Raw genomic sequence first — 17,125 nt, 5'->3', positions numbered from 1 at the left:
GAGCGTGGGTTGATACGCGTCCAAGCCAACTCGCATCTTTTCAAGGATGCGTTGCGTAAAGCACAGACTTCAAGAGCCCCGGAAAATTTTCTTCAGCAGTTTGCTGTGCAAGTGTCAGATATTTTCCGACACCTTCTTTTCGGATCGTAACCAGACCCGCTTTTTCTAGAAATGCAAAGTGATAGCTTAGCCGGGTTTTCGGGCCTAAATCAGCAAACTCTGAGCAGCGGTATTCCCTCTTGCGTAGACGCAGGAGGATGAGACGTCTGGTCGGATCGCTTAGCGCGTTCAGCACCAGCGAGAGATCGAGTTGCGTCTTTGTCGTCATTTTGAGCGGTCCCGTACTCCGAAATATTGTTCAGGCTGCATTGAACAGTGCGACTCAATCTGCTATGTTCAATGGTAGTTGAACAATGCTGCGACTGCAACCCTTTTGGGAGAAGCGGGCAAGCGCGAGAGATCAAAACACCATGGCAACAGAAGCTGAGAAGTCCAGCATTGCAGAAAACTTTATTGCAGCATTACGCAATCGCGATTGGAAGCTGCTACACACGCTATTTACGGAAGATGCGGTTTGGTCTCTTCCCGGAAGTAGTTTGATCTCCGGTGAAGCGCAAGGCGCTGATGCCGTGGTAGTGCGCGCCCGACTTATCACCAGCTACAACCTTACTTTTACGCTCAAACATATATTGATCGGGCAGTATGGGGTTGCACTTTCACTGAACAATACCGCCGAGCGAGATGGGAAGATACTGGATGAACATCTTGCCACGGTTTTTTCCTTGCGGAATGGGAAGATTGCGCGCATTGATACCTATCTGTCCGACGTAGACATGGCCAACGCTTTCTTCGTATGAGACATTGCATTAGCACTGTTGCTTTGTCGAACTGATGGATTTGCTACGCAAGCGTGGCAGATCATAGCAAGAGAACCGATGGATGCGGTCAACAGGAGGAGAGCAGACGCCCGCAAATCGCAAGAGACTTTCGACGTGTCCGATTGAGCGGACCCACACCGTTCACGATTGCTTCTGTAAGCCAGCTTTCGTACTCAATGCGCACGTCGTTACGCCGCTCCAGGCGTATGTGCTTGATAACGTCGATAAGCCGCGGATGCAGGAAGATGGAATATCCAACAAAGAGACGATTAGTCTGTAACTTTACATGGGACTGCACAAGGTTATACGCACTTCATTCTTCGAGGCTCGATTCATCGCCCAAAGTGAGAGTTTTATTGGAATTCCTGCGCGGGCACTGTAACAGCGCGAGCCAACTCACAGGACGCTCCTCTGGAGCGAACTGAAGCAGCTTTAATTGTCCGGGACAAGTAAAGCTATTTCACCAGAGATTCCTACAACCGGATGGGACGTCTTGGCATTTATTTGCAGTCGTCCGCCAGCATTTGTTGAAGAGTATGTTTGGTGGGGAACTTGAAAAGCGGAGGTCCACAAACTCCGCTCGGCCGGTCAGGCCAACCTTCCGAATGGCTCCTGTCGATGTATTCCTCGCATCAGACGTGTCAGGGTGGCGATTCTAGTCGCTTCTGGGGGAATGCGGTAGATATGTGTCTCGACTATCGGCGGTCGGTGGGTATGAGCAGAATCTTACCAAAAGGCTCGCCTGTTTCCAGTCGCTTGTGTGCCTCCGCTGCCTGGCTAAGCGGAATGTCAGAATCGAACACAGCTGAAAGTTGGCCCTTGCGGAAGCTGTCGAACACGTTAGCTGCGAGGTGTTTTAAAGCGTCGGAGCGAAAGGAATTCAAGCTTAGCGCAAAGAGGGACGGCGATTTATGGAAATTGGTAAGTAGACCCGTTCCATAATCTGAGGAGGGCGGTCCACCAACCCCTCCGCACATCACATAACGCCCGTTGTTTCGCAACTTGGAAATGTAGATTAGCGTTTCCGGTCCCAGTACCGTATCGAGAATGACGTCGAAGTTGTCGGACGGTAGCTCCGGGTCGACATTGCGGTTCCAAATCGCGGAAGCCCCTAGATCGGAAAGCCGCTGTCCTCTTTCGCGAGAGGAGGTTGTCGCCGTGACCGAGTCCGTTGCACGTGCCGAAAGCTGGGTGAGCATGATGCCGATGCCACCACCGGCGCCGCGTACCAATATTCGTTCTTCCGCTCCAGGGTGAGCGCGCTCCAAAGCGGCTGCGGCGACAAGAGCGTTCATTCCCAGAGCTACGGCTTCTCGCGAGGACACCTCATCGGGCAGTGGGATAAGATCTTCCACCTTTATTGCGATCCGTTCAGCGTAACCGCCACCCTCCGAGGGAAGTGCAAGCACTCTGCGTCCTAACCATTCCGGATCCGCTCCGGGGCCCAGTTGGCAAACTTCGCCTGCGATCTCCAAGCCGGGGATAAAGCCCGGCGTTTGAAATCGATAACGGCCTTCGCGGGCCATGATGTCGACCTGCCCAACGCCCGTCGCTTCAATTCGGATGAGAACTTCGCCACTTTGTAAGCGAGGTTCAGCCGTATCTATATAAAGCAACTTGTCTGCACTGCCGAACGCTGAAACAACGACCGCCTTCATCTTAGCCATGTCAATATTATAAAGAGCTACTGACGATCCACGCAGGTTTCAAGCCCGAAAATACCGGTGATCGGAATGCAACATCGAAGGCTTTGTTTGTCGCAGTTGATGCCGAGAATCCGCCGCTTCGTCTCATACTCGGATCACATACGGTTCCCGCGTTATCGCGACCACAGCCCATCCCGGTTTAGTCGCCACAAGCATCTATGACAAAGCGACCGGGCTTGGCACACGCTTGATGGTTCGATTCATGTCACAGAGTTCAGAAATAGGTGCGCTGCCGGTACTATACGCAGCAGTTGCTGACATTCCTGGCAACAGCAGAAAGGGTCCGCTAGGGCCGAACGCTGCATTGTTCACCAAAATGCCCAGTGCGATTTTAAGTTCGTCCAATCTCTCAGCCAAAGTTGCGACGCTGCCGGGTGAGGCCAAATCCATCGGCTGAACCAACACCTCGATCTCGTGTCGCTTCCGAAGTTCGTCGGCCAGTCGCTCCATCGGTTCAGCGCGCCTTGCGACTAACACAAGGTTCATCTTTCTCCACGCTAGTGTGCGGGCGAACTCAGCCCCAAGGTCACTCGAGGCTCCCGTTACCAGTGACAAACCTCGTGACATGGTGCGTCCTGAAAGACGCAGTTTTCTAGCAAGTGGAAGTCTTGTCCGGGTAAGCGCCGGAGCGCCCGGTAGCAGACCCCAGCCGCAGACAGAGATGTGTTCGGCCAGAGCGGGGTGTCGAAAGTCCATTACGGTGGAGAGCAAGGAAGCGGGCCGCAACGAAAGTGAACGCCGCAGCCACGTCATAGTAACAGCCGAAAGGTGTTTGAAAGGGCCGAGCCAGTCATGTCATGGCGAAGGCAACAGACAGCAGACTTGATCCGGAACGTCTGTTGGACCTTTCCGGGGTATAGGGCGGCGGCACGTTTCCAGAGAAAACTGTGGAACAGGAGAGGCCCTACCTGGCAGCCTTGTCGGGCAAAGACCGCTGGTATAAGGTCGAAAGGCTGAAGTCGAGCGGAGCCGGGAGGGAGTCCGAGGGGTTCATAGTGTGCGCTGAGCAGCGCATTGTTCAGGAGGGTTGAAGTCCCTCCAGCGCCCGGATGAGGGGCGCTGTATCCAAAAGCGGGGTTAACGCCTCGCTGGCCGGAGAAGAGAGAAGGTATGGAGAAGCCTAAACGGGCACGAAGGCGAAAGCTTGATACAGCCAAGGTGAACCTGAAGCCGCTCTCTGCGTTACTCCGGAGGACAGGGTGTCCGCCGTGAGGCGGAATCCGAAGGGTATGCGGAGAAGTACCGGGCCGTAATCGACGGGGGCCACCCCGATGATGAACTGGTCGGCCAAAGGTGGGGCAAGGTCGAGCCCGCACTATGGGGGCGAAGGCGTTCTCATTCACCCACCGCACCAAGGTGTTTGCAGACAGCACGGTACGGAAGAACATTGCGTGACCTCAGGAGGACTGGCATCGTCTCCGGGTGGCACCGGAGTAAGCAGACCTATAAGCGAGAGCGAAATGGCGAGCGATGCGTTGCCAGTAGTCGGACGGCTGAATAGTGTGCGCTGAGCAGCGCATTGTTTAGGAGGGTTAAAGTCCCTCCAGCGCTCGGATGAGGGGCGCTGTATCCAAAAGCGGGGGTAATGCCTCGCTGGCCGGAGAAGAGAGAAGGTATGGAGAAGCCTAGACGGGCACGAAGGCGAAAGCCGGATACAGCCAAGGTGAACCTGAAGCCGCTCGCTGTTGTACTTCGGAGGACAGGGTGTCCATCGTGAGGTGGAATCCGAAGGGTATGCGGAGAAGTACCGGGCTGTAATCGATGGGGGCTACCCCGAAGATGAACCGGTCGGCCAAAGGTGGGGCAAGGTCGAGCCTGCACTATGAAGGCGAAGGCGTTCTCATTCACCCACCGCACCAAGGTGTTTGCGGGCTGCACGGTACGGAAGAACAATGCGTGACCTCAGGAGGACTGGCATCGTCTCCGGGTGGCACCGGAGTAAGCAGACCTATAAGCGAGAGCGAAAAGGCGAGCAATGCGTTGCCAGTAGTCGGACGGCTGAACAGTACCTGAAGCATGGTGAAAGCCATGTGACCGGGCAACCGGCGGCGGAAGTGGGCCGGGGAAGGCAGCCGACGAAGGCGGTTGGGAAGAAAGAGAAGGGCAGTGAGTAAGGACGGAAAGGTGGATCAGTTCCATGAGTGAAATACCCGTACATTTCCGCCCGAGGAGACTGTCTGACTGGATCAACCCGACGGATGCAAAGAAGGTCCATTCATTAATCGACAAGGTATACAAGCGGAAGAACCTGGAGATGGCCTGGGAGAAGGTACGGAATAACCGGGGCAGTGGAGGAGTCGATGGACAGAGCCTGGAAGAGTTTTCCGCACAACTGGATCAGCAGTTAGATCGGTTGCACAGGGAACTCAAGGATGATGTCTATCAGCCACGACCGGTGCGGCAGGTGCAAATCCCGAAAGCAGGCAAGCCGGGGGAGTATCGGATGCTAGGGGTCCCGACAATTTTTGATCGGGTATGCCAGCAGGCGCTACTCAATCGGTTGGAGCCGATATTCGAACCAGTATTCGATGAAGCCAACTTCGGATATCGGCGAGGGCGATCGACGCAGGACGCAATGCGCAAGGTGTGGAAAGAAATCCAGCGCGGATCGGAGTGGATTGTGGAAGGGGACTTGAAGGACTTTTTCGGGTCTGTCAACCATGAGAAGCTTCTTGCGCTGGTAGCCCAACAAATAGCCGACGGCCGGGTGCTGCGCCTGATACAGGCAATGCTCAAGGCTGGAAGTTATGGCAAAGGGCGACTCTATCCTACCGAGCGTGGGACTCCACAAGGCGGGGTGGTTTCACCCGTTTTGAGTAACGTACTCCTGACTCCGTTTGATCGGGAAATGCGTCGCAAGGGGTATCTGGTAACGAGGTACGCGGACGACTGGGTCATCACCTGTAAATCCGCGGCAGAGGCGCGAGCGGCGATAGTAGCAGCGCAAAAGATACTGGAGCAATTGGATGTGGTACTTCATCCGCAGAAGACGCGAATAGTCCACGTTCGACAAGGATTCGAATTCCTTGGTTATAAGATCAAGCGAGGCAAGCGGCCACTCCGGCTGATGCCTCACCAGATCAAAACCGGGGTGCGTGACGGTGATCTCTATGCGTACCCAAAGGAAAAGTCGATCCGTCGCTTCATGGATCAACTGCGCGAGCGAACTCGGCGACGCGTGCCACTGAAAACTTCAGAACTGATCGCGAACCTCAACCCTGTAATCCGGGGATGGGGCAATTACTACAAGCGCGCCCACGTCCGAAAGCTCTTCAATCGTCTCAACGGCTGGATCGTACATCGCATCCGGTCGCACCGCTGCAAGCGCTGGCGTAACGGTGGCTGGAGACAGCTACCCGAAACCAAGCTGTACGGGGAGTACGGGCTTGTGAACTTGGTTCAGTTAATACCTTCAATTGCATCCCGGAAGCGAGAGTCTTCGTGAAAGCTGGATGCGGGAAAACTGCACGTCCAGTTTGAGCGGCGGACGGTGGCCAGCATCTGGGAAACTCGGTGCGCCACCTCCGACCCGACACCTGAAGCATGGTGAAAGCCATGTGACCGGGCAACCGGCGGCGGAAGTGGGCCGGGGAAGGCAGTCGGCGAAGGCGGTTGGGAAGAGAGAGGAAGGCAGTGAGTAAGGACGGAAAGGTGGATCAGTTCCATGAGTGAAATACCCGTACATTTCCGCCCGAGGAGACTGTCGGACTGGATCAACCCGACGGGTGCAAAGAAGGTCCATTCATTAATCGACAAGGTATACAAGCGGAAGAACCTGGAGATGGCCTGGGAGAAGGTGCGGGCTAACCGGGGCAGTGGAGGAGTCGATGGACAGAGCCTGGAAGAGTTTTCCGCGCAACTGGATCAGCAGTTAGATCGGTTGCACAGGGAACTCAAGGATGATGTCTATCAGCCACGACCGGTGCGGCAGGTGCAAATCCCGAAACTAGGCAAGCCGGGGGAGTATCGGATGTTAGGGGTCCCGACAATTTTTGATCGGGTATGCCAGCAGGCGCTGCTCAATCGGTTGGAGCCAATATTCGAGCCGATATTCGATGAAGCCAACTTCGGATATCGGCGAGGGCGATCGACGCAGGACGCAATGCGCAAGGTGTGGAAAGAAATCCAGAGCGGGTCGGAGTGGATCGTAGAAGGGGATTTGAAGGATTTCTTCGGGTCTGTCAACCACGAGAAACTTCTTGCACTGGTAGCCCAACAAATAGCCGACGGCCGGGTGCTGCGCCTGATACAGGCAATGCTCAAGGCTGGAAGTTATAGCAAAGGGCGACTCTATCCCACCGAGCGCGGGACCCCACAAGGCGGGGTGGTTTCACCCGTTTTGAGTAACGTACTCCTGACTCCGTTTGATCGGGAAATGCGTCGCAAGGGGTATCAGATAACGAGGTACGCGGATGACTGGGTTATCACCTGTAAATCCGCGGCAGAGGCGCGAGCGGCGATAGTAGCAGCGCAAAAGATACTGGAGCAATTGGATGTGGTACTTCATCCGCAGAAAACGCGGATCGTCCATGTCCGACAGGGATTCGAATTCCTTGGTTACAAGATCAAGCGAGGCAAGCGGCCACTCAGGCTGATGCCTCAAAAGATCCGAACCGGGGTACGTGACGGTGATCTCTATGCGTATCCGAAGGGAAAGTCGATCCAGCGCTTTATGGATCAAGTGCGTGAACGAACTCGGCGACGTGTGCCACTGAATACATCAGGACTGATTGCGCACCTCAACCCTGTAATTCGGGGATGGGGAAATTACTACAAGCGCGCCCACGTCCGAAAGCTCTTCAACAGACTCAACGGCTGGATATTGCAACGCATCCGGTCGCACCGTTGTAAACGCTGGCGGAACAAGGGCTGGAGACAGCTCCCTGAAAGCAAGCTGTACGGTGAGTATGGGCTGGTAAACCTTATTCAATTAATTCCTTCGATTGCATCCCAGAAGCGAGAGTCTTCGTGAAAGCTGGATGCGGGAAAACTGCACGTCCAGTTTGAGCGGCGGACGGTGGCCAGCACACGGGGGAACCCAGTGCGCCACCTCCGACCCGACACCTGAGAAGGCGTGCAAGACAACACGCTGGAGGGAAGGGGCCCTGCTTTGATCGAGCTTGCAAGGAGGTAAGTGCGAGGGCATGCCGGAGACGGCCAACAACCCGATTGATAAAGTACGACAACTCCAACGCAAGCTATGGGTGTGTGCCAAGCAGAACAAGACGCGGCGCTTCCACGCGCTATACGACCGGATCTACAGGAGTGACGTCCTGTGGGAAGCGTGGAGACGGGTGCGCAGCAACCGAGGGGCGGCGGGCGTGGATGGCATCACGCTGCGATCCATCGAGGAGCAAGGAGTGGAGCGGCTTCTCGAAGGGATACAGGCCGACTTGAGGGCAGGCCAATATCGCCCTGTACCGGTAAAGCGGCGATGGATACCGAAGGCTGATGGGAAGCAGCGGCCACTGGGGATACCGACGGTGCGAGACCGGGTGGTGCAGATGGCAGCGAAGCTGGTCGTGGAACCGATCTTCGAGGCGGATTTTCTGCCGTGCAGTTACGGATTCCGTCCGAAGAGGAGCGCCACGCAAGCACTGGAAGCGATCCGCGAAGCGGGCAACCAGGGCTATAACTTCGTTCTTGATGCAGACATTCAGAGCTACTTCGACAGCATCGACAGGGAAAAACTGATGGTGTTGGTCAAGGAGCGCATCTCGGATCGCCGGGCATTGAAGTTGATCCGGCAGTGGTTGACGGCGGGAGTGATGGAGGATGGCGCGGTGAAGAAAACTCTGGCGGGAACCCCGCAAGGCGGAGTGATCACTCCCCTTACACAAAAGGTAATTTCTGCCGTCAGTCCCGCTTGGCGGTAGATGGCCACCCTGCGGTGGGGCCTGCTGCGGGACTGAAATGCAATGACGAATCGTGATGGTGTCGTCACCTATCAGAACGTCTTTCACAACCAGCCTGACGATTCTCTGCCGCTCAGTGATACTCAGCGTATCAGCAGCGCCACGCAGGCGGGCAAGGAACGCGGTAAGATTCTCCGCCAACCGCAGAAAGGCTGCCTGCTCATTAGCCTGGTCGACAATTGCCTGCAACTCAGCACGGAGCGCCTGCTCGCGCTGGCGTAGCCCTGGCATGCGCTCACGTAACTGCTCGATCGACATGAGTTCTTCCTGGTAGGCGCTGAGAAGTCGTTCGATGGCTTTGCCCGCATGCACTAGTTCTCTTTGCAGACTCTGCTCGCGCTTTTTGGTTGGATCCGACGAGCGCGCTGCTGCCAGCCGACGATCCAGCTCTTGCTGAATGAGCGTTGGGTCTTCCAACAGCTTAATGACTTCGGCCCAGATGATCTGATCAAGCAGATCCTGCCGGACGAAGCGGGCGTTATCGCAAACCGGGCCACCTAATTTTCGCCAGCTATCCGAGCCAATGCATTTGTAGTAGTGAATCTTGCGTGCGCTTGTTTGCGTCGATGTGCGCGAAAATGCGTAGCCGCACTTCTGGCAGCTGACCATCCCTTGCACGATACTTGGCTCAATGGTGCGGCGGCGTGATCGTACTTTGTTTTCCTGTAGAAGTTCCTGAGCACGAGCAAATCGTTCTTCGCTTACCAGTGCCGGCACAGGAATCTCGATCCATTCTTCCCGAGGTCGTTCGTGGCCTGCTGTCATACTGGGCGTAATCACACCCCGCCGACGCTGCGGACGGATCACGCGTGTCCGGGAAGAAGCGCGCGTTTTGCCGAAACAGGCAATACCACGATACGCAGAGTTGCGCAGTACGGCCCAGACAGTCGAGCGCTCCCATCGGGCGCTTGCTTTGCGAGTTGGAATACCCTCAGCGTTGAGCCGTCGGGTAATCTCACCAATGCTTAGGCCCTCTACTGTGTACATCTCATAGATGCACTCGACCACACGGGCCTCGGCCTCAAGTACGACGTACGCGGCTGGCGCCTCGTCGGTCTTGCGGACATAGCGGTAGCCATACGGAGCGCCGCTCATCACGCTGACCTCACCGGACTGGGCCCGATGTCGTTTACCTCGACGTGACCGCTCCAGTATCTGCGCTCTTTCATACTCTGCGATCATCCCTTGGAATTGCACAAGCAACTGGTCTTCTGCGCTGGCTCCCTGCGGTGCCTTAACAAATAACGTCTCGACGCCGTTGCGGGCGAGCTCCTCCATCAACAGAATCTGGTAGGCATACTTGCGGCTCAAGCGGTCCGGTGAGTATGCCAGCACAGCCTGTATCTGTCCTTCTGCGGCCAGATCCCGCACACGCTCAAGCCCTGGGCGCTCCAGCGTTGCACCACTATAGCCATCATCTTCGAAAACCCATTCTTGAGGTACTTCCAGATCGTGCCCCTGAGCGAATTCGATCAGCGATGCCGTCTGGCTCGCTATCGTGTTCGCTTCCCGCTGCTGGTCGGATGATACTCGCGCGTAGATTGCTGCCATCCTCATGATCGAACTCCTTCACACTGCCGCCAACGGGACGCTCCCGAATGGGCACAAGAAGACTGTAGGCTTGGGAAAGCTTGGAATCGTGCAATCGGTCAAACAGATACTCAACGTGAACTTGAAGCGGGCCGGGCGTTGAGCGCGGCTTAGCCATGTCTTCTCTGCGTGTTCAGAAATATGGCCAATGCTCGTGTCACTATGGCTCCGATGGTCAGCCCGCTGCTTCTCGCACACGTCCGGAGAAGACGTGCTGTCCGCGCTGGAACCTTGAGGGTGATCGGCACCGTAGCCTCGGTGACCTCGACAAATCGCTCCAAATGTGCCGCTTCCTCCAGATATCGGTAGGCTTGACGTTCCGACAGGTCGAACTGCCCAGACAATCGCTGCATGGCCGTGGACAACGGTGTATTGCGCTGGAGCATGGCATAGGCGGCGTTCAACCGCCGAGCCTTGTCCGCTTTGGTCGATCGGGCCATTTGCCATAAACGTATTACCTCTTACGGCGAAGATCAAGCACGGTGTCACTACTTCGCCAACCCCTCACTACCCGTTCAAATTCGAAATTACCTTTTGTGTAAGGGGAGTGATCTCACCCCTGCTTGCCAATATCTATCTTCACTGCCTGGATCGTGTCTGGCAACTCCGATGCAATTCGTTGGGGCGGCTGATTCGATATTGCGATGATTTCGTGGTGATGTCGCGAAGTGAATCGCAGGCCAGGGAGTCGCTGCGGCAGATCGAGCGGGTAATGGATAGGCTCGGTCTGAAGCTGCATCCCGACAAAACGCGCCTCGTGGATTTGCGGCGCGGCAAACAGGGATTCGTGTTTTTGGGCTGCACAATTCGCAAGAGACGCAGTGTCTTGCGAAACCCACGGTGGCATTTTATGAACCGATGGCCGTCACCTAAAGCGATGAATCGTCTGCGTGCCCGTATACGTGAAATCACAGGCGCGAGCAGCAGCGGGGAAAGCGTTGCGCAACTTATCGCAAAGCTGAACCCGGTGTTGCGCGGCTGGGGGAACTACTTCCGAACAGGCACTTGTTCGCGGGAGTTCCTCAAGATGGATCGTTTCGTCTTTAACCGGCTGGCACGTTGGCTTCTGCGGCGCGGTGGCCAGCGCAAGTCGAAACGCTCCTTCTGGACCGGCGAACAGCTTCAGGAAATGGGACTGTACCGTCTGCGCGGAACTGTGGGCTATTCGGCGCAAGCCACACCAGGAAGATCATCGGTAAGCCGTGTGCGGGAAAACCGCTCGCACGGTTTGAAAGGGGGAGATTAGAAACGGGCTGATTCAAACAGTACCGCGCTAATCTCCTACCAAAGATCCACCTTCCTATGACCAATAGTCATATAGACGTGTGCCTTGAGTGGATCAACGTAATCCACGGAAAAAGGATCGCAGGTCCTGCGCCAGCAATTCTGGTTGCTCCCACGCGGCGAAGTGGCCGCCTCGCGGCATCTCTGTCCATCGACACACCTTGTAACCTCTCTCAACCCACGTGCGTGGCGGAAGGTAGATTTCCTTGGGAAAATGCGCGATGGCACAGGGAACCGTGACGAAATCATGCTCTCCAAATGCGAGAGGAGCGGACGCGTTCTCGAAATACATACGAAAGGATGAATAGATCGTTTCGGTCATCCAGTAGAGCGTGACGTTGGCCAACAATTCGTCGATTGGAATGTGCTGCGTGGGTCTCCATTGCAATCGGACCAGTTACGAAACTTTTCCAGAATCCATGCTGCCAGACCGGTAGGTGAGTCACTAAGCGCATAAGCGACTGTCAATGGCGTGGTGCGCTGCATGTGCCAGTAGGCACCCTGCTGCTCTACCCATTGCGCGGCTTGTTTGAGTGAAGTCTGCTCTTCTTCTGTCGGGCTTGTGCTGGGCGGCAGGAACGGACGATAGGATCCGGGAATGAAGTTGAGGTGAATACCCAGGACACGCTCGGCATGACGCAGTCCCAGTGCGGTGGTGACACCGGCGCCGATGTCTCCGCCCTGCGCAGCGAATCGTTCGTACCCCAGTTTCGTCATGAGGGCGGCCCACAGGTCGGCAACAGCCAGCATGTTCATACCGCGACCGGGTTTACCAGAGTAGCCGTAACCGGGGAGTGACGGAACAATCACGTCGAAGGAATCCGTTGAGGGCGCGCCATGGGCGGCAGGATCGGTAAGCAACGGTATGATGCGAAGGAACTCAAGGAATGATCCCGGCCAGCCGTGTGTCAGGACGAGCGGAATCGGCGCAGGTCCTTTGCCGCGCGCATACAGGAAATGAATCTCCTGGCCGGAAATCGTCGTCTTGAAGTGCGGAAAAGCGGCAAACCGCTCCGTCTCTCTGTGCCAATTGAATTCAGTGCCCCAGTAGTCACAAACTTCGCGCATGAAATTGGAATTGGCGCCATAGTCCCAGCCCGATTGCAGAACTTCATCTGGCCATCGGCTGCGACGTAGGCGGTTGCGCAGGTCATCTACCAACTCGGCTGAATACTCGGGAACGAACGGCTCGATTGTCATTGACATTTCTCCTCATCTGGACGCCGATTTTGCCTCGTCGCAGAGCATGATCATTCGGGTAAAACACACTCAAGGTAGTGTTGGATCAGCGACTTGAAATACAGTCGAAGCCTCTCGCACTCGATCAATCCCGCATCCTTATTCAGGTTGAAGAGAGCCTTAAGCAATCCGACTATTACATCGGATGCGAAAGACAAACTCGCGGCTTCCATGTTTGGGTAGATCCGATGAATGACGGCTCCGAAGGTGCTTCGCAATGGCCTTTGTGCGGCTTTGGTACGTGCGAAGGCCATGGGAGCCTCCAGCAACGCCAGATAAGCAGGATGCGCCTGGAGGAACAGTCTACTCGCACTAGGTTTTTCAACGACTTACAAGCCCGTGGGGAACGCCTAAGACCACCAAAGTCGTACAAGACCGCGCTTTTTGTGGTTTGGATTGTGGATCGAACTTGACACTATGCTGCCGATTACTCCGAGCATACCCACAAAAGTCCCAACCGTGATTCCCCAGAAGAGTGTGCCGATTATTTCGCGCATTGCGAGTATTTCGAGTATGGGCTAAACTAGAGACATCATGTCAATCACCGCCAAAAAGACGATCACGCCCCCCGATGCAGAGCAGCAACAGGTGCAGGCCCTGGAGCGAGCGCTGCATAGAGGTATACCCGCCTTGGTAAGCCAGACCGGAGAGCGAATCGAACTTCCCGGCAGCGTCTTCAAGGTTCTCAGGGAAGCGGTGGGATTTATGTCTCACGGCCGGACCATCACTCTCGTTCCGGATAACCAGGTGATTACGACGCAGCGAGCGGCTGATGTGCTTGGCATGTCGCGTCCATTCTTCATCAAGCTGCTGGATAGTGGTGTGATGGCTCACCACAGAGTAGGCAACCAGCGCCGCGTTTACTTGCACGATGTCTTGGCATTTGCGAAGAAGCGCGACGAGGAACGGTTGGCTGCCCTGGACCTGATTGCGCGAGACGCGTTTGAAGCGGGTCTGTATGAGCGGAACGCGATCCCGAACGGCGGCTCGGACGAATGAAGCGTCCCTCAGTCGTCCTCCTGGATGCATGTGTGCTTATCCCCATGCCCCTTGCGGACACGCTGCTTCGACTTGCCGCTGGTCCACGTCTCTTTCTACCGAAATGGTCTGACGACATCATGGCGGAGGTGAGCCGATCTCTTCAGGAAGACTTCGGTCTCTCTGCCGAGAAGACCCTCTATCGTGAAACGCAAATCCGACGGCACTTTCAGGAGGCGTGGGTTGAAGGTTACGAGGACTTGATTCCAGGGATGACCAACCACTTCAAGGATCGTCATGTTCTGGCAGCTGCTGTACAAGCGGATGCTAAGGTGATCGTTACTTACAACATCAAGGACTTTCCGCATTCCTCTCTGGCGCCGTATTCCATCACAACTCAGGGCCCATCAGCCTTTCTCAAGAAGCTTTACGATCAGGCTCCGTCTGCGATGATGGATACTCTTGAATCTCAGGCTGCCGCAATTGGCAAGCCACTTCAGTATCTGCTCTCGCGGCTGCGGATCAATGCCCCGGCCTTTGTCGCAATGCTTAATGAGACTCACGGTGAGAGCTTCGGCCGCAACAAAATCTAGGCACAACGTAGTACTTCTTTTTCTATCAGGGTTGGCGGATAAACAGGGCACGCCAGGTTGCTAATCTATTTATATCGTGTAACGATATAAATATGAGTGCTCGAATTTCACACGATGATTCGATCGTGCTGCTTAGGAACTTGGCCGATTTTCGCTTTGCCCTGCGCCAGTTTCTGCATTTCAGTGAATGCGCTGCGCTTGAGGCGGGATTGCAGCCGCAACAGCACCAACTCCTTTTACAGGTAGCAGGAGCCCCCGATGGCACGGCTGTGACGATTGCTTACGCCGCCGAGCGGCTCGGCCTGAAGCACAACAGTACGGTTGAGTTGGTGAATCGGTCGGAACGGGAAGGTCTCCTGTCACGTGTAGAGGACACGAGTGATCGGCGGCGAGTTATTTTGCGGGTGACGCGCAAGGGCAACCAGGTCCTAGGCAAGCTGTCGAATGAGCATGCACGAGAACTGAACGAACTGGCGCCACGGCTTGCAGAGGCTTTGAAACGCGTCCGCTTACATGTATCGGATCGCAAGCCGGAAGCAACGCGATGAAGTCACGGCCTTCTGCACTAAGGGACTTTACTGTCGATCGTCGGGTTTGGCTGCTGACTGTCACTGCTCTTTTCATAGGGACTGGAGCGGCCGGATTAGCGGTTCTCCTGTTGCGCGCAATTGCGTTGGCAACGAATGCGTTTTACTACCACAGACTGAGTCTGGCTCCGGTGGGACCCGCAGGATCACTGCTATCGCCATGGATCATGCCACTTGTTCCCGTGGCGGGCGGACTACTGGTCGGTCTGATGGCGCACTATGGTTCGGACAAGATTCGCGGGCATGGGATTCCCGAGGCCATTGAGGCGATCCTGTTGCGTGGAGCTCGTGTAGATTCCAAGGTCGCTGTGCTGAAGCCGCTCTCCGCGGCAATCGCAATTGGATCGGGCGGACCTTTCGGAGCCGAGGGGCCGATCATCATGACCGGTGGTGCATTTGGCTCTTTGGTGGCGCAGTGGCTCAAACTGAGCGCCGCCGAGCGGACCACATTGCTGGTTGCCGGTGCGGCGGCCGGAATGTCGGCGACGTTTGCCGCGCCACTGGCGGCGATTCTATTGGCGGTCGAGTTGTTGCTCTTCGAGTGGCGGCCGCGTTCTCTGGTTCCGGTGGCAGTTGCGAGCGTGGCAGCTGGCGCATTGCGGATTGTATGGCTCGGTGCGGGGCCAATCTTCCCGGTCGAGCTGCACTCAGCTATCCCTCTCGGGCAGACACTCGCGGTCGCTGGGCCGCTGGGAATATTGGTTGGTTTTGCCTCGGCTGGTCTGAGCAAATTGATGTATGGCTTCGAAGATGGATTCGAGCACTTCTGCAGCCGCCTGCGAGTGCTTTGGATGTGGTGGCCGGCAATTGGTGGCATTGGAATTGGGCTGGGTGGTTTCTTTTTTCCGAGAGGACTGGGCGTCGGCTATGACAACATCGCCGAACTGCTGCGCGGAAATGCGCCAATTGGTTTGTTACTTGGATTGCTGGTCGCAAAATCGCTGATGTGGGCGTTCTCGCTCAGTTCGGGAACGTCGGGTGGCGTGCTGGCGCCACTGCTGATGATCGGTGCCGCATTGGGAGAAACAGCGGCTCGCTTGGCGCATATGCCGGGCGAAACGCAGGCACTGTGGGCATTGATGGGGATGGGCGCGATGCTCTCAGGAGCACTGGGTGTCCCGCTCACGGCGATCCTGTTCTCTCTGGAATTGACCCACGCGTTACCGGCACTTTTGCCACTTGCGCTTGCGTGTATCGCGTCGTACCTAGTAACTTCGCTGATCATGCCGCGATCGATTCTGACAGAAAAGCTCAGTCGCCGCGGATATCACCTATCCCGCGAATATGGCGTCGACCCGCTTGAGATGATCAGCGTGGCGGACGTCATGACCGAGCATCCAGCCGACGCGGTACGGAAGGAAGACGCGCATCAAGATTTGCCGGAAGTGCTGGCCTACTCCGATGAGACCTGCCGCGCGGTTGCGGAAGAGATGGCGACTACCGGTGTAATGAGCATGCCCGTAGTGGATCGAGAGAGCGGACTCGTTATTGGTAGCATCAGCGCTCAGGAGCTATTGTCGGGCCGAAGGCACGCAGTCGTTCGAGAGTCTGAACGCAGTCGATCTTTTCAGCTTCAGGTGCGGCGTAAGTAGCGTCTCAAGGTTGTATAGGGCCCGGTGCGAGTTCACTCTTCGTCTTTTTGATGGAGCCGTTTGTTGAGGAACTCCTTCAATGCAACGGCATTGTTGTGCTCTGGATCATGAGAGCTATAGATCAACGTGACCGTGCCACAGCTTGCTGCTTCGAGGATTGGAAGCCACGAGCTTTGGTTCTCCTTGAGTTCTGCAAAATAGCGCCTTCGGAATTCATTCCACAGCGCAGGATCGTGGTTGAACCACCGCCGCAAGCTGACACTCGGAGCAACGTCCTTGAGCCAGGCCTGAATCTCCAACGACGTTTTCTTGATGCCCCGAGGCCACAGACGTTCAACGAGAAAACGCGATCCGTCTGCGCCAGATGACGCTTCATATACACGCTTGAGCTGAATCCGATCTGCAAGCGGTGCCTGTTGATCGGCTTTCATGGGATTCAATGGCCTCCTGTCTTGATCTGGACAAGCAGCATTCTCACGGGAGATTTAGCCGAGATGCCGTGCGGCAACATTGCCGGCATATGGATGAAGGAGCCAGCTAGAGCACTGACCTTGTCATTGCCAAGCTGGACCTCGGCGGCTCCCTCAAGAAAGTAGAGAATGGCCGGAGTCGGTGCCGAATGCGCGGACAGTTCTTCGCCTGCGGCAAAGCCAATCAGCGTGACGTTGACGTTGTCGTCCTTGTGCAGAATGTGGCTCAGAATACCCTTTTCCGGCAGTGTGAATTCCTGTTGCAGGTTGGCAAGAAATGTATAGTCCATGGC

At 55.9% G+C, this 17,125-nt stretch carries 18 protein-coding genes and 1 pseudogene; 9 read left to right on the top strand and 10 right to left on the bottom strand.

The features are described from left to right. Positions 1-40: 40 nt before the first annotated feature. Positions 41-328, bottom strand: coding sequence for an ArsR/SmtB family transcription factor (locus ACOBR2_RS15380; RefSeq protein WP_420236996.1), 288 nt, complete (start codon positions 326-328; stop codon positions 41-43). Positions 329-413: 85 nt separating this feature from the next. On the opposite strand from ACOBR2_RS15380, the gene ACOBR2_RS15375 reads away from it, so the two are divergent. Next, entirely contained in the window at positions 414-857 is a 444-nt protein-coding gene (locus ACOBR2_RS15375; RefSeq protein ID WP_420236995.1) for a nuclear transport factor 2 family protein, read from the top strand. Positions 858-1,573: 716 nt separating this feature from the next. Here the strand turns inward: ACOBR2_RS15375 and ACOBR2_RS15370 are convergent. Together ACOBR2_RS15370 and ACOBR2_RS15365 are read right to left on the bottom strand one after the other, a co-directional pair. Beyond that, positions 1,574-2,545, bottom strand: coding sequence for a zinc-binding dehydrogenase (locus ACOBR2_RS15370; RefSeq protein ID WP_420236994.1), 972 nt, complete (start codon positions 2,543-2,545; stop codon positions 1,574-1,576). A gap of 195 nt (positions 2,546-2,740) precedes the next feature. Next, positions 2,741-3,151 carry an SDR family NAD(P)-dependent oxidoreductase gene (locus ACOBR2_RS15365; RefSeq protein ID WP_420236993.1) on the bottom strand — a complete coding sequence of 137 codons (411 nt, stop codon included), beginning with the start codon at positions 3,149-3,151 and terminating at the stop codon, positions 2,741-2,743. A 1,570-nt stretch (positions 3,152-4,721) separates the two neighbouring features. Between ACOBR2_RS15365 and ltrA (ACOBR2_RS15360) the strand changes: the two genes are divergently transcribed. The 3 genes from ltrA (ACOBR2_RS15360) (at position 4,722) to ACOBR2_RS15350 (ending at position 8,460) form a co-directional block, all read left to right on the top strand. After that, on the top strand, positions 4,722-6,029 hold the full coding sequence (gene ltrA / locus ACOBR2_RS15360) for a group II intron reverse transcriptase/maturase (RefSeq protein ID WP_420236302.1): 1,308 nt from the start codon (positions 4,722-4,724) through the stop codon (positions 6,027-6,029). Between the two features lie 219 nt (positions 6,030-6,248). Beyond that, positions 6,249-7,556: a group II intron reverse transcriptase/maturase gene (gene ltrA, locus ACOBR2_RS15355; protein ID WP_420236301.1), complete on the top strand. Its 1,308-nt coding sequence runs from the start codon at positions 6,249-6,251 to the stop codon at positions 7,554-7,556. Between the two features lie 172 nt (positions 7,557-7,728). Continuing rightward, a complete protein-coding gene (locus ACOBR2_RS15350) occupies positions 7,729-8,460 on the top strand; it encodes a reverse transcriptase domain-containing protein (protein ID WP_420240020.1) in 732 nt (243 codons plus the stop codon). Between the two features lie 477 nt (positions 8,461-8,937). Here the strand turns inward: ACOBR2_RS15350 and ACOBR2_RS15345 are convergent. Both ACOBR2_RS15345 and ACOBR2_RS15340 read right to left on the bottom strand, forming a co-directional pair. Next, positions 8,938-10,050: pseudogene (locus tag ACOBR2_RS15345) on the bottom strand (recombinase family protein); the annotation flags it as partial. A gap of 149 nt (positions 10,051-10,199) precedes the next feature. Continuing rightward, on the bottom strand, positions 10,200-10,529 hold the full coding sequence (locus ACOBR2_RS15340) for a hypothetical protein (protein WP_420236992.1): 330 nt from the start codon (positions 10,527-10,529) through the stop codon (positions 10,200-10,202). Positions 10,530-10,636: 107 nt separating this feature from the next. Between ACOBR2_RS15340 and ACOBR2_RS15335 the strand changes: the two genes are divergently transcribed. Next, a complete protein-coding gene (locus ACOBR2_RS15335) occupies positions 10,637-11,335 on the top strand; it encodes a group II intron maturase-specific domain-containing protein (protein WP_420236991.1) in 699 nt (232 codons plus the stop codon). A gap of 93 nt (positions 11,336-11,428) precedes the next feature. Here ACOBR2_RS15335 and ACOBR2_RS15330 read toward each other — a convergent pair whose 3' ends face one another. From ACOBR2_RS15330 to ACOBR2_RS15320, 3 genes are read right to left on the bottom strand one after another with little or no spacing between them, the layout of a single operon-like run. Continuing rightward, positions 11,429-11,695 carry an alpha/beta fold hydrolase gene (locus tag ACOBR2_RS15330; RefSeq protein WP_420236990.1) on the bottom strand — a complete coding sequence of 89 codons (267 nt, stop codon included), beginning with the start codon at positions 11,693-11,695 and terminating at the stop codon, positions 11,429-11,431. After that, positions 11,692-12,573, bottom strand: a complete 882-nt coding sequence (locus tag ACOBR2_RS15325) for an epoxide hydrolase family protein (protein ID WP_420236989.1) — start codon at positions 12,571-12,573, stop codon at positions 11,692-11,694. The genes ACOBR2_RS15330 and ACOBR2_RS15325 overlap by 4 nt, the downstream gene beginning before the upstream one ends. A 50-nt stretch (positions 12,574-12,623) precedes the next feature. After that, complete coding sequence (locus ACOBR2_RS15320; RefSeq protein WP_420236988.1) at positions 12,624-12,866, bottom strand: hypothetical protein; 243 nt, start codon at positions 12,864-12,866, stop codon at positions 12,624-12,626. 280 nt (positions 12,867-13,146) lie between these two features. On the opposite strand from ACOBR2_RS15320, the gene ACOBR2_RS15315 reads away from it, so the two are divergent. The 4 genes from ACOBR2_RS15315 to ACOBR2_RS15300 all read left to right on the top strand — a co-directional run bounded on the left by ACOBR2_RS15315 (position 13,147) and on the right by ACOBR2_RS15300 (position 16,362). Continuing rightward, on the top strand, positions 13,147-13,611 hold the full coding sequence (locus tag ACOBR2_RS15315; RefSeq protein WP_420236987.1) for an excisionase family DNA-binding protein: 465 nt from the start codon (positions 13,147-13,149) through the stop codon (positions 13,609-13,611). Then, entirely contained in the window at positions 13,608-14,183 is a 576-nt protein-coding gene (locus ACOBR2_RS15310; protein WP_420236986.1) for a PIN domain-containing protein, read from the top strand. Before ACOBR2_RS15315 ends, ACOBR2_RS15310 begins: the two co-directional genes overlap by 4 nt. A gap of 92 nt (positions 14,184-14,275) precedes the next feature. Then, positions 14,276-14,731, top strand: a complete 456-nt coding sequence (locus tag ACOBR2_RS15305) for a MarR family transcriptional regulator (protein ID WP_420236985.1) — start codon at positions 14,276-14,278, stop codon at positions 14,729-14,731. 206 nt (positions 14,732-14,937) lie between these two features. Continuing rightward, positions 14,938-16,362 (top strand): chloride channel protein, encoded by a 1,425-nt coding sequence (locus ACOBR2_RS15300; protein ID WP_420236984.1) that lies wholly within the window; start codon positions 14,938-14,940, stop codon positions 16,360-16,362. Between the two features lie 32 nt (positions 16,363-16,394). Here ACOBR2_RS15300 and ACOBR2_RS15295 read toward each other — a convergent pair whose 3' ends face one another. Further along, entirely contained in the window at positions 16,395-16,793 is a 399-nt protein-coding gene (locus ACOBR2_RS15295) for a DUF488 domain-containing protein (protein ID WP_420236983.1), read from the bottom strand. A gap of 5 nt (positions 16,794-16,798) precedes the next feature. Next, positions 16,799-17,122 (bottom strand): cupin domain-containing protein, encoded by a 324-nt coding sequence (locus ACOBR2_RS15290; protein WP_420236982.1) that lies wholly within the window; start codon positions 17,120-17,122, stop codon positions 16,799-16,801. Positions 17,123-17,125: the final 3 nt, after the last annotated feature.

It is taken from the genome of Telmatobacter bradus (genome assembly GCF_048629425.1).
Taxonomy (GTDB): domain Bacteria; phylum Acidobacteriota; class Terriglobia; order Terriglobales; family Acidobacteriaceae; genus Telmatobacter; species Telmatobacter bradus.
This window is presented reverse-complemented; position numbering and strand designations above follow the sequence as displayed.